The sequence below is a fragment of the Flavobacterium procerum genome, from assembly GCF_042431625.1.
Taxonomy (GTDB): domain Bacteria; phylum Bacteroidota; class Bacteroidia; order Flavobacteriales; family Flavobacteriaceae; genus Flavobacterium; species Flavobacterium procerum.
Map to the genome: position 1 here is coordinate 409,782 of NZ_JBHLYW010000010.1, position 12,959 is coordinate 422,740.

The 12,959-nt window shown below is 35.4% G+C and carries 9 protein-coding genes and 2 tRNA genes; all 11 read left to right on the forward strand.

Annotated features, from left to right (window positions below):
• The first annotated feature begins 115 nt into the window (after nt 1-115).
• A complete protein-coding gene (locus ACFFLS_RS16155; RefSeq protein ID WP_379684466.1) occupies nt 116-661 on the forward strand; it encodes a hypothetical protein in 546 nt (181 codons plus the stop codon).
• A 35-nt stretch (nt 662-696) separates the two neighbouring features.
• Nucleotides 697-1,281 carry a hypothetical protein gene (locus tag ACFFLS_RS16160; protein ID WP_379684465.1) on the forward strand — a complete coding sequence of 195 codons (585 nt, stop codon included), beginning with the start codon at nt 697-699 and terminating at the stop codon, nt 1,279-1,281.
• A 431-nt stretch (nt 1,282-1,712) separates the two neighbouring features.
• A complete protein-coding gene (locus ACFFLS_RS16165) occupies nt 1,713-4,268 on the forward strand; it encodes a M1 family aminopeptidase (RefSeq protein ID WP_379684464.1) in 2,556 nt (851 codons plus the stop codon).
• Nucleotides 4,269-4,273: 5 nt separating this feature from the next.
• Nucleotides 4,274-5,200, forward strand: a complete 927-nt coding sequence (locus tag ACFFLS_RS16170) for a DUF58 domain-containing protein (RefSeq protein ID WP_379684463.1) — start codon at nt 4,274-4,276, stop codon at nt 5,198-5,200.
• Between the two features lie 86 nt (nt 5,201-5,286).
• Nucleotides 5,287-5,360 (forward strand) — tRNA-Asp (locus tag ACFFLS_RS16175).
• Nucleotides 5,361-6,253: 893 nt separating this feature from the next.
• Nucleotides 6,254-6,327, forward strand: a tRNA-Asp gene (locus ACFFLS_RS16180).
• A 264-nt stretch (nt 6,328-6,591) separates the two neighbouring features.
• Nucleotides 6,592-7,416 carry a helix-turn-helix domain-containing protein gene (locus tag ACFFLS_RS16185; RefSeq protein WP_379684462.1) on the forward strand — a complete coding sequence of 275 codons (825 nt, stop codon included), beginning with the start codon at nt 6,592-6,594 and terminating at the stop codon, nt 7,414-7,416.
• Between the two features lie 440 nt (nt 7,417-7,856).
• The gene (locus ACFFLS_RS16190; protein WP_379684461.1) at nt 7,857-9,215 is read left to right on the forward strand and encodes a TolC family protein; all 1,359 of its coding nucleotides are present in this window, start codon (nt 7,857-7,859) and stop codon (nt 9,213-9,215) included.
• A 66-nt stretch (nt 9,216-9,281) separates the two neighbouring features.
• Nucleotides 9,282-10,334, forward strand: coding sequence for an HlyD family secretion protein (locus ACFFLS_RS16195; protein WP_379684460.1), 1,053 nt, complete (start codon nt 9,282-9,284; stop codon nt 10,332-10,334).
• A gap of 1 nt (nt 10,335) precedes the next feature.
• Complete coding sequence (locus ACFFLS_RS16200; protein ID WP_379684459.1) at nt 10,336-11,919, forward strand: MFS transporter; 1,584 nt, start codon at nt 10,336-10,338, stop codon at nt 11,917-11,919.
• Nucleotides 11,920-12,249: 330 nt separating this feature from the next.
• A complete protein-coding gene (locus tag ACFFLS_RS16205) occupies nt 12,250-12,915 on the forward strand; it encodes an HAD family hydrolase (protein ID WP_379684458.1) in 666 nt (221 codons plus the stop codon).
• Nucleotides 12,916-12,959 lie beyond the last annotated feature (44 nt).

Here is a 12,959-nt window from a genome sequence, read left to right on the forward strand (position 1 = left end):
AATTTGTCTTGTAATTGTTTCAGAAGCTGAAAAACAAGCTTTTGAACTTTACAAAAATAAGGTTATTGAATTAAATAAGAATCATTTGACTAATTTTTTAAAGACTAAAATTATTATGAAAACTTTTAAAACCATTTTTACAATTTTATTAATCGCCGTAACTATAATTTCATGCAGCGGAGACGACGGAACGGACGGTTCAAACGGAATAGACGGTGCACAAGGAGAAACCGGAACAGCAAATGTAATTTACAGCGCCTGGATTAGTGCTCCGGCAGGAACACCAGAAACCATAGACGGAACTTCAGGTTTGTCAACCTCTATCGCGGCACCGCAGCTTACAGCAGATATTATGGCAAAAGGAACCGTTTTGGCTTATATGTCTTTTGGATCAGGAACCAATATTTATACACTTCCTTATACTTCAACAGCTGGAGGGTCAACTAATACCATTACAGCAATTGCAAGCCTTAAATCAATCAAATTTTTCAGATTTAAACATGCTAATGACGGTACAACTGTGGCGCTTCCGAGTACTCTAAACTGGCGATATATCTTAATTCCGGGTGGCACTCAGGCAGCAACATCAAAAACAGCACAATTGGATTATTCTAAAATGAGCTACGAAGAAGTTTGTGCACGTTTTAACATTCAGCCTTAATTATTTATCAATCAAAACACTTAAAATATAGTATTATGAAAACTTTCAAAACCATTTTTGCAATTTTAATAACCGCTGCGCTGGCAGTATCCTGCAGCAGTGACGACGACAAAGACAATACTCCAACCTTTAAGACAGAAAATCCTTTGGCGGTTTATTATACTCAGACCGGTTTTTCTACGGTAAGCAATTTTATAAATTCGGGAGATTATGAATTCGGACTCGTATTTACGCCTAACGTAAAAGGAAAAATCAAAGCGATTACCTTAAAACTACCTGCAACAAACGCAAATGTACGTGTCACAATCTGGGACTTCGCAAATAAAGCAGTATTGCGCACTGAAACTTTAAATGTTGCTACAGCAGATGTTCAGGTTAGTAAAGAAATCAGCGAATTAGCTTTAGAAAAAGATAAAAAATACGTGATTACCATGAATTCTAACGACTGGTACAAAAAGAACAAAGCCGATAACAGCAATGCCGTTTATCCTATTGTTGCCGGAAATATTACGATCAACGAATACAGATGGTTAAGCGGTACGGCGCAAACTTTCCCTACGACTGTTGCAACGAGTTATAATGCAGGAGATTTAAGTTTTGATTTTCAGCAGACAGAATAGTTGTTTTTTAGATAGCTTGAATTAGTAAGTTTGAAAAGGTTTGGCAATTGCCAAGCCTTTTTTTGTTTGTTTCTTGCCACAGATTCCACAGATTAAAAGGATTTATTAATCTGTGAAAATCCTTTAATCTGTGGCAAACATTTTTATTTTTCTTAAAAAATGAAAATTCTTAATAGCCTTTTTTGTTTGTTTTTTACCACAGATTCCCCAGATTAAAAGGATTTATTAATCTGTGAAAATCATTTAATCTGTGGCAACCATTTTTTATTGTTACGAATCTTATAATTCTTAAAAAATGAAAATCCTTAACAGCCTTTTTTGTTTATTTCTTGCCACAGATTCCTCAGATTAAAAGGATTTTTTTAATCTGTGGAAATCCTTTAATGTGTGGCAAACATTTTTTATTTTTACGAATCTTATATTCTTAAAAAATGAAAATTTTCTACAGCCTTTTTGCTTCTATTATGATGATTACGATTGGATTTTCCCAATCAAAAACAGAAGAAGTTTACATCTTAGACAAAGGCGTTTCTCAATATTTGGCTTTTTATCGTAAACAAGAAATTTCAAATGTAAGTTATGGACTTTCATTTCAGATTCCCAGTAAAAAAAATGAAGATATAAATGCCAATTTAATTTTGGATTTGAGCATCAATTCAGATTATGTTTATCTTGACTTCAAAGAGAAAACAGAAAACCTAAAAACATTGATTGTCAATGGCAAAAAGGCTTCTATAAAGCATGAGAATGGACATATTATTATTGGACCAAACTTGATTAAAGGAAAAAATACAATCGAGATTTCATTCATCGCAGGAAACTTATCTTTAAACAGAAACGATGATTTTCTGTACACTTTATTAGTTCCAGACCGCGCGAGCACTTTATTTCCTTGTTTTGATCAGCCGGATTTAAAAGCGACTTATAAACTGAGTCTTTCTGTCCCGAAAGATTGGTCTGTTTTGGCTGGAGCCGATGTAAAAGAGAAAACTGAAAAAGGCGATTTTACAAACTACACTTTTGGAGAATCCGATAAAATGAGTACTTATTTGTTTTCGTTTGTTGCGGGAAAATTCAAAAGCGTAACACAAAAGCCAGGTTTGGAAATGACGATGTTATATCGCGAAAATAATCCTGAAAAAATAAAAACAAGTACCGATACTATTTTCAATCTTCACCAACAATCTTTAGATTTTTTAGAAAAATATACCAATTATAAATTCCCGTTTCAGAAACTGGATTTTGCTTCAATTCCCGTTTTTCAATATGGCGGAATGGAACATGTTGGTGCGATTCAGTACCGTGAATCAAGTCTGTTTTTGGATAACAGTGCAACCGACAGCGAGAAATTAAATAGAGCAAAATTAATCGCACACGAAACCTCGCATATGTGGTTTGGCGATTTGGTAACGATGAAATGGTTTGACGATGTTTGGATGAAAGAGGTTTTTGCCAACTTCATGGCAGATAAAATCATGAATCCAATTTTCCCGAAAGTCAATCATAATCTGCAGTTTTTTACAGCGCATTATCCTAGCGCTTACGCGGAAGACCGCTCTTTGGGAACGCATCCGATAAGACAGTATTTGGCTAATTTGAAAGATGCTGGCTCGCTTTACGGTGCTATGATTTACAACAAAGCCCCGATTATGATGCGTCAGTTGGAAGCTTCGATGGGAGCAGCCGCTTTTCAGAAAGGAATTCAAAAATACATTGCAAAATATGCTAATGACAATGCTGATTGGAATAATCTCGTAGAAATTCTAGATGCCGAAACGCCTTTGGATATGAAGAAATGGAGCGAAGTCTGGGTAAACCGATACGGGAGAGCTATTTTTACAGGTAAGATTGAATATGATACCCAAAACCGAATCAATAAATTTTACATTTTTCAAGAAGCAGAAAGCAAATCAGACAATATCTGGCCTCAGATTTTTCAAATTGGTTTGGTTTATGCCGATACCGTAAAGGTTTTGAATGTTAATATTAAGGACAGAGATTTTGTTGTAAAAGAAGCAACCGGACTTGAAAAGCCACTTACGGTTATTTACAATTATAACGGTTTTGGATACGGTGTTTTTCCGCTTGACGGGAATAATTTAAATTATATTGCTTCTTTAAAGGATGAAATGGCAAGAGCTTCTGCTTACAGCAATCTTTATGAAAATACACTGATCGGAAACATTTCTGTCGAAAAATCTTTTGATTGTTTTATGAAAGGAATTGAATCTGAGCAGAATGAATTGGTTTTGCGAATTGCATCAAATAGCCTGAATACAATTTATTGGAGATTTTTGACCGAAAAACAACAGCATAAATATCAAAAACAGCTTGAAGATGTTTTGAACGAACGTTTGCAAGCCAATTTATCACCTAACATCAAAAAGACATTATTCGGATTATTCAGCTCAATTGCTTATTCTGATTCGGCTAGAGCCAAATTATATCAAATTTGGAATAAAGAAGTCGTGATTCCTGGATTGAAATTAAACGAAGACGATTTTACCAATATGGCAATGAATCTGGCGATTTTTAAACATGAAAAAGCCGATGAAATTTTAGAGAAAACAAAAACTACAATCACAAATCCAGATAAAAAGAAACGTTTTGAATTTTTGCTTCCATCGCTTTCAAAAGACGAATCGGTGCGAAATAAATTTATAGAATCACTAAAAGACGACGCCAATCGTGAGAAAGAATCTTGGGTTTCTGTGGGATTGTCTAATGTAAATCATCCGCTTCGTCAGGAAAGTGCGAAGAAATATATTAGATTTTCACTAGATTTGGTGGAAGAAATTCAGCGTACGGGAGATATTTTCTTTCCAAAAGATTGGCTAGATAACACCGTTGGAAGATATTCGTCTAAATATGCTTTTGATGAAGTGCAGCGATTCTTAAAAGAAAACCCTAATTTTAGCGGGATACTAAAACGTAAATTGCTCATGGCGACAGATTTGCTTTATAAAGCACAAAATATTAAAAAATAAACCGAATGAAAATTGAATCGGAAATAGAGAAAGTCTCCAGTTTTCAGCATCTAGAAATGCTGGCGAACCAGGTTGTAGAAGGTTTTATATCTGGAATGCACAAGAGTCCGTTTCATGGATTTTCGGCCGAATTTGCCGAGCATAAAGTCTATAATGCAGGCGAAAGCACCAAACATATCGACTGGAAATTATTCGCCAAAACCGACCGTTTATATACAAAACGTTTTGAAGAAGAAACCAATATGCGATGCCACATTATTGTGGATAATTCGTCTTCAATGCATTATCCTGAACTTAAATCAAATCAGCCTTTTTATGAAAAGAAGATTGGTTTTGCAGTCTTGGCTTCGGCAGTTTTGATGAATATTCTAAAGAAGCAACGTGATGCTGTTGGTTTGAGTGTTTTCTCTGATCATTACGAATATTATGCTCCAGAAAAAGGAAGCGACCGCCACCACAGAATGCTGTTGAACAAACTGGAACAATTATTAGAACAGCCAAAAACAAAGAAAACAACAGACACTATTACGTATCTGCATCAGATTGCTGAAAAAATGCACCGTCGTTCGATGATTATTTTGTTTACAGATATGTTTCAGACCGCAGATGATGAAAAACTTTTTAACGCCTTACAACATTTGAAACACAACAAACACAAAGTAGTTTTATTTCATGTAATTGACAGTAAAACAGAACTTGAGTTTGAGTTTGACAATACTCCAAGAAAATTTATCGATTTAGAATCGGGAGAAGAAGTTTCTATTTTTGCCGATAATGTAAAGGCAGAATATGAAAAAAGAGCAGAATCTTACTTTAAAGAACTGTCTTTGACCTGCGCCAAAAACCAAATTAAGTATGTTCAGGTAAATGTGGGAGACAATTTCGAAAAAATATTGACTACTTATTTAGTTGAAAAACAAAACTTTGGATAATATTTTAAATAAAAATCAAATATTTTTTATAAAAACACTTGCAGAAACGAAATTCTGTTATATCTTTGCAACCGCAATAACGCAGAGGTTTGGTAGTTCAGTTGGTTAGAATACATGCCTGTCACGCATGGGGTCGCGGGTTCGAGTCCCGTCCAGACCGCAATATTGGGAAAAGCCTTTCTTAACAGAAAGGCTTTTTTGCCCAAATACGGTATCTAAGATTAGTTGTGTTGTTTTGCTGAGAATTTGTAACTCTCAGCTCGGTTTAGTAGTTAGACCAATGAAAAGCTTTCCACTTTGTGGATGGCTTTTTTGATTTAAGACCTTTTGTAAAAGGTAATTCGGATCAATACAGTTTTTTTGGAAATTCTGATTTTTCATATAAAGTTTGTCATTTCGAGGGACGAGAAATCTTCGCAAGTAACTCCACAGAGATTTTCTATCATATATTAAAATATAGCCCGTGGTTTCAACCACGGGAACACAATGTGTATAAATACGTTTCCCGGGGTTGAAACCACGGGCTATGTTTAAAAACGGGATAAAAAGGGATCAATACAATAAAAATTCCATTTTTTTCACCGCTAAGAGCAAAGATTTAGGCAAAGTTCGCAAAGCTTAGAATTGATTAAGCTCTGCGATTTTTTTTCGTAATTCTGATTTCTACATAAAGTTTGTCATTTCGAGGGACGAGAAATCTTCGCAAGTAACTCCACAGAGATTTTCTATCATATATTAAATATAGCCCGTGGTTGAAACCATGGGAACACAATGTGTATAAATACGTTTCCCGTGGTTGAAACCACGGGCTATGTTTAAAAACGAGATAAATAATGCTACATGAAAAACCTTTGTAAAAGTTTCAATCTTTGCATTCTTTGCGTAAATCTTAGCGCTCTTTGCGGTTAAAAGAAAGAAACTTCTTCTTTTTTGCTTTTAAGGCCAGTTTTTAAAATATTGGATTTTAGTCAATTAAAAATTTATGAAATTTTATTCGTAAAAACGCTTGCAGAAATGAAATTCTGTTGTATTTTTGCACCCACAATAACGCAGGGTTTGGTAGTTCAGTTGGTTAGAATACATGCCTGTCACGCATGGGGTCGCGGGTTCGAGTCCCGTCCAGACCGCCTAAGTTTGTAGAAAGCTTCTCTTCATGAGAAGCTTTTTTGTTTTTATACACTTTGTGGGTTTGAGCGTAAAGATTTAAGCAAAGTTCGCAAAGGCTTATTTTGGGCCAAGATTCGTAAAAGTTCGCAAAGTTTTATCGTATAGCTTTGTGTTTATAAGCGTAATCTTTGGAGAAAATCCTTGCGTGCTTTGTGGTTAATTTTTTTAGATTTCATTTTTGGAATTTAAAAATTTGGAATTTATTTCTTCCCTATCTTTATATCATGGAACAAGGCACATTCAAAGTAGACAAGTATTATCTCAATAAGGTAGATGCTGATAAAAAAAGCATTTACTGTCATCATGATATAATGGGCGAATTGTTTGTTCCTGTTCACAAACACGAAAAAGCACAAATGCTGTACGCAGAAGGCGATGTGGTTTTTGTCACTACTGAAACGAAATCGTACTTTCTGCCCGCAAGACATTTCATCTGGATTCCGGCCGGTTTAGAACATAGTATCGAACCAAAATCTGAACACGTGATGATGCGAAATCTTTATTTTCCGGTTGAAAAAGATGAAGGTGATTTCTACAAAAGCGAAGGCATTTATCCTGTCAATAATTTGCTGCTCCAAATGATGCTTTTTACCAATCAGTGGAATGGAGATTTGAAAAAAGACTCTCCAAATTTCGTGATTGCAAAAGCCATAAAAGCGATTCTTCCGCAGATATGCACTAACAATCTCCCTCTAGAATTACCTCAACCCAAAGACAAACGTCTAAGCAAAATCCTGCGTTATATCGAAAATAATCTCGGAGAAACAATTCTCTTTGCCGATGTGGCACATGAATTTGGTTTCAGCGAACGCTCTTTGTATCGCTTATTTCAAAAAGATCTTAAGATGTCTTTTATTCAATATTATACCATTCGAAGAATCCTCAAAGCAATCGAACTTTTATTAGAAAGAAAACTTTCAGTAAAAGAGGTAGCTCTAGAAGTAGGTTATAATAGCGTTCCGACTTTCAGCAATACTTTTTTTAAGATTTTAGGCCAAAGGCCTTCTGATTACTTAAACGGAGAGGAAATTTTGGAGCGTGGCAAATAGTTTTTTATTTCACGCAGATTTAAGCTGATTTCACAGATTTTCTTATTATACAACTAAAATTTTCTCTCGCAGATTTAAAAGGATTTTAGCTGATTTTGCAGATATTTTGTAATTTATCTGCGAGAGAAAAAAATCAGCATATTCCGTTAGAATCCTTTTAAATCTGCGAGACAAAAAAAATCAGCGTATTCTGCTAGAATCCTTTTAAATCTGCTCAATCTGCGAGAGAAAAAAAGAAATCTGTGCCTATCAGCTAAAATCCCTTTAAATCTGCGTGAAATAATTTCAATTTCAACTATTTGTTTATCAGTATTTTGATATAACGTTTTCGAAAAACAGAATTTTAACGTTTGTCCGAAATGAATACGTTATTGACTTTTTAGAATCATCCGCCAAGGAAAAAATGAAAGAACTTTGCAGCATAAATTATTTAAATATTCATGTTCCTTACAAAAACAAATTCTAACGAAGATTGTTTTCCCAGAAGCTTATTGATTTTACTAATTACATTAGTATTCAATAGTTTACATGCTCAGGAAGTCCATACAGTTTCTTTACAAGAAGCGATGAAACTGGCGAAGGAAAACAATAAAAAAGTCCTTAAATCGCAACTAGAAATCACGCTTGCTGAGCAAAACATCAAAGAAAGAAAAGAACTCAGGTTGCCGGATGTATCCCTAAACGGAATGTACTCCAGAATTACCAACATTACAGAATTTAAAGGAAGTGGTTTCTTAAAAGACAAAGAAGTTACGCATGCAATTCCTGAAATCTATGAGGTAAATTCTACTTTTAAAATGCCAATTTACGTTGGAAACAAGATTAGCAACGCCATTAAAATTGCGAATCAGGAAAACGAAATAGCGAAAATAAAATCGGAAAAAACAGAAAATGATATTGAACTGGAAGTTGTTGCCAACTATCTGGCGATTTACAAAATGATGGAACTTCAAAAGATATTTGAGGAAAACATCAAAGAAGAAAAAAGCCGATTAAAAGAAGTGCAATCGCTTCAAAAACACGGAACGGTAACCAAAAACGAGGTTATACGCGCCGAATTACAGCTCTCGGATCGTGAACTAAATGCGCTCACAAACTCCAAAAACATTAAAATAGCGCTTCACGATCTGAAGACTTTAATTCAGCTTCCGGAAAACGAAGAAATTGCAATCGACACGACTGCCAATTTGGACGAAATGAATGGCTTAGATCCGTATGATTTTTATTTAAGCAAAGCAATGCAGAACGAAGAAATGCGAATTGCAAGCCAGGAATTAAACATCAGCAAAACCGAACTGCAATTGGTAAAAGGAAATTATCTGCCGAGTGTGAACTTCTTCGGTAATTATGGTTTTTATTATCCGAACTACAAATTTTTTCCTCCAAATCCGTATTTGTACACTTTAGGTCAGATTGGAATTGAGGCTCGTTTTGATATTTCGGCTTTGTATAAAAACAAGACGAAAGTGGCAAAAGCGAATACAAAAATTGATTTGCAGGAAATGCAGACCGAAATCATAAAAGATGAAATTCAGGATGAGCTGTTTAAAGAACATACACAGTATCAGGAAATCCTTGAAAAGTTTGTCGTTGTTGACAAAGCTTTGGATTTAGCTGAAGAAAACTACAGAATCGTAAAACTGAAATATTTGAACCAATTGGTTTTAATTACCGAAATGGTTGATGCTGACAACGCTTTGCTTCAGGCAAAATACAACAAAATCTCTACCCGATTAGATGCTGTTTTAAAACATTACGAAATGATGCATACGGCGGGTATGATGCCTAATGAGATTTAGATTAGAGCATAGAAAATAGAATATAGAGAATAGACTAAAAAAATAGACAGAAAAGATATAAAGTTTATGGTTAAGATAAAAAATGAAACTAGCAGCAATAAAACGTTTCATATACTAATAACAATTATTGCATGCACGCTGGTTATAAGTGGCGTTATTTTGGGAATTTGGTTTTATGCGTTTAACCGAAATCACGAAGAAACCAATGACGCTCAAGTCGAGCAATACGTAACACCAATTATGTCGAGAATTACAGGTTACGTTCAGGATGTTCGTTTTGAAGAAAACCAGTTTGTACATAAAGGCGATACTTTGGTGGTCATTGACAACAGAGAATATAAATCGAAACTGAATGTGGCTTTAGCCGATGTTCAAAACGCGCAACAAAACAGTATTGTTGCAGAGAAAAATGCTATCAATACAGCAAGTGCGACGGCAATTAACGAATCGCAATTAGAAGCTGCAAAAGCCAATCTTTGGAAAACGAAATTAGAATACGAAAGATACAAAGCTTTAGTTAAAGAAGAAGCGGCAACTTCTCAGCAATTAGAAAAAGTGAAGGCAGACTACGAATCGGCTCAAGCGCATTTTCAGGAAATGAAAAACAGAATTCATTCTGCAGCTTTAAGCACTTCTGTTGCTCAGGCAAATGTTCCGACAACACAGACGAATATTGCTTCGAAACAAGCTGTTGCAGATAATGCAGCATTGTTTCTTTCGTATACCATTATTACAGCGCCTTACGACGGCTGGGTCGGAAAAAGAACTTTACAGCCTGGACAAATGGTAAAAGAAGGGCAATCGCTGCTTTCTATCGTAAGTAAAGAAAAATGGATTACAGCCAATTTTAAAGAAACACAATTGCAATATTTAACCGTTGGGCAGGATGTTGAAATTAAAGCTGACGCTGTAAACGACAAAGTCTTTGTAGGAACAATTGCTTCGTTATCGCCTGCGAGTGGTGCAAGATTCTCGTTGCTTCCTCCAGACAATGCAACAGGAAACTTCGTAAAAATTGAGCAAAGAATTCCAGTTAGAATTCAGTTAAAAGACAACAACAAACAAACCGATTTTTTAAGAGCGGGAATGAACATTACGGTTGTCGCTGCACACAAATAAAATGGAAGATAAAAGTATATTTAAATCATGGGTTCCAAAATGGGCAATCATTACAATTTTGTTCGTTTGCCTTTTGCATTCCATGATTTTACTGGGAGTTTATACCTCAAACGTAACGTATGCGGCGAGTTTTCTCGATATTGAACCCGAAGATTTGCAGTTTGCGATGTGCGTAACGTACGGAACACTGCTGGCAACCATTTTAATAGAAGGCCGATTTTCGAGTTTTTTTCCTGCCAAAAATTACCTGATGGCGGTTTATTCCTTAATCGGGATTACAATTGTTTCATCAGCTTATATTACCAATTTTTCGGTCTTTTTATTGATGAGAGTTGCCGAAGGAATCCTGATGGCGCTTCCTGTAATTACAATCAGGCAATTGCTTATTGAACAGTTCAATACTAAAAATGCCATTATTATTGGGTTTTCATTTTATTACGGCGCGTTGTTGTTGTCAACGCCGTTTATTATGAATATTGCCGTGTGGTTTCTCGATCATTACGACTGGAAATACATGTTGTATGTTTCGGGCGGACTTCAGGTTTTAAACGTCTTTTTAATCTTAGTTACTTTCAAAGGGCACCGAATTACAAAGAAGATTCCGTTGTATCAAATCGATTGGATGAGTTATTTTTTGGTTTTGATTTCGATTCTTTGCGGTGCCTACTTTTTTGTTTATGCAGAAAAAAAATATTGGCTCGAATCGTCTGAAATGGTTTTGATATTGATGATTTCGCTCATCACAGGCGGATTATTCATCTTCAAAGAACGTTTGGTAAAAAGACCAAGTTTTGATTTTGAGGTGATAAAATACGCCAATCTACGAATCGGATTTTTATTGTTTTTCCTTTTTTATATCAGCAGAGCAACGCTGAGTCTTTGCCACTCGGCGATGTTTTCTATCTGGAATTGGGATCCATCGCGTGTGGCGGGCGTACAATACATAAACGGATTAGGAAACGTAATAGGACTCATTTTAGCCGCTTTTTTCATGATGAAATCCGTTTCGACCAAAATCATTTTTATGATTGGTTTTACGCTGATTGCAATATTTCATTTCTGGTTTACATTTCTTTTTGTTCCCGATGTAGCATTGAGCGACATCGTGATTCCCTATATTTTGCAAGGAATCGGTGTGGGGTTTTTATTTGTTCCGCTCATCTTATTTACCACTTCATCGGTTCCAGCAAATATGGCAGTTTCTGCTGGAATTGTAGGTGTTTCGGGGCGTTTTTGGGGAAGTACGATTGGCTTTTGCGTCATGCAAAATGCAATGGTTTTCTTAAATAAAAAACACTTTTTAAAACTAAGTCAATTCGTAACCGGCGAAAATCTAGAATCACAGCAAACTATTGCAAGTACAACGCAAAGTTTTATTGCCAAAGGTTACTCTACAGATAATGCCAATGTTCTGGCAATCAAAAAGCTTTTCGGTACAATCGCTAAACAATCGACTCTTTTGGCCGATATGGAAATCTACACCATTGTAGGTTATAGTTTAGTGATTTTGATTATTCTAATTGCTTGTAATCAGCATTTGAGACAGACCATTACTTTGGTTAAAACTAAAATTTGGATAGGCTAAATTTTGTTTCAAGTTTCAGGTTTCAAGTTTTTGCAAATCTTTGTCAATTAGTCTCGCAAAGTCGCAAAGACGCAAAGTTTTTCTCGCATTTTTGTCATTTCGACGAAGGAGAAATCTCCGTGAGAAGCTCTACAAAGATTAGCTTTTCTTTACGGAGTTACTTGCGGAGATTTCTCCTTCGTCGAAATGACAAACTGTGCGTTCAATGCAATCTTAAAACAAAACTTTGCGCCTCTGCGCCTTTGCGAGATTAAAAAAACTCTGCAAGAAACCTCCTTACAACTCTGTGGAAAAACTTATCTTGCAACCGTAAAAAAACAAATAAAATCTATGAGCCAGCAATGTGTAATTTTTGATATGGATGGCGTGATTTGTCACACTAATCCGCATCATGTAATCGCTTTTGAAGAATTTTTCAATAAATATAAAATTCCGTACACCAATCAAGAATTTGAAGAACATATGTACGGAAAACACAATAGTTATATCATGACACATTTCTTCAAACGTACGATTGAAGGAGAAGAATTGCTGAAATTGGAAGACGAAAAAGAAGGAATGTTTCGTGAAATTTATAAAGACAAAGTAGAAACGATTCCGCATTATATGCAATTTTTAGAGGAACTAAAATCCCGCGGCTTTAAAACCGCCGTTGCGACTTCGGCTCCGCGTGCCAATCTGGATTTGATTGCCAATTTCTTGAAATTAGACCAAAAAATGGATTCGATGATGTCAAGCGAGGACGTTACATTTCATAAACCAAATCCAGAAGTTTATTTAAAATCGGCAGAACGCGTCGGAGTTTCTCCATCTGATTGTGTCGTTTTCGAAGATTCTTTTTCTGGCGTTACTGCAGGACTAAATGCAGGAATGAAAGTCGTTGGCGTTTTAAGCACGCACACCAAAGAACAATTGCCTCCTTGTGATTTTTATATTAATGATTACAGCGAAGTGAATGTAGATAAGATAATTGAGATATTAAATTCCAACAAATAAACTCCAAATTTCAAACTATACAAGAAATCTTTGTCAAAGTTTCA

Bases quoted from the DNA above. Each gene is read 5' to 3' on its own strand.
- ACFFLS_RS16155 (WP_379684466.1), top strand. From the start codon at position 116: ATGAAAACTTTTAAAACCATTTTTACAATTTTATTAATCGCCGTAACT.
- ACFFLS_RS16160 (WP_379684465.1), top strand. From the start codon at position 697: ATGAAAACTTTCAAAACCATTTTTGCAATTTTAATAACCGCTGCGCTG.
- ACFFLS_RS16165 (WP_379684464.1), top strand. From the start codon at position 1,713: ATGAAAATTTTCTACAGCCTTTTTGCTTCTATTATGATGATTACGATT.
- ACFFLS_RS16170 (WP_379684463.1), top strand. From the start codon at position 4,274: ATGAAAATTGAATCGGAAATAGAGAAAGTCTCCAGTTTTCAGCATCTA.
- ACFFLS_RS16185 (WP_379684462.1), top strand. From the start codon at position 6,592: ATGGAACAAGGCACATTCAAAGTAGACAAGTATTATCTCAATAAGGTA.
- ACFFLS_RS16190 (WP_379684461.1), top strand. From the start codon at position 7,857: ATGTTCCTTACAAAAACAAATTCTAACGAAGATTGTTTTCCCAGAAGC.
- ACFFLS_RS16195 (WP_379684460.1), top strand. From the start codon at position 9,282: ATGGTTAAGATAAAAAATGAAACTAGCAGCAATAAAACGTTTCATATA.
- ACFFLS_RS16200 (WP_379684459.1), top strand. From the start codon at position 10,336: ATGGAAGATAAAAGTATATTTAAATCATGGGTTCCAAAATGGGCAATC.
- ACFFLS_RS16205 (WP_379684458.1), top strand. From the start codon at position 12,250: ATGAGCCAGCAATGTGTAATTTTTGATATGGATGGCGTGATTTGTCAC.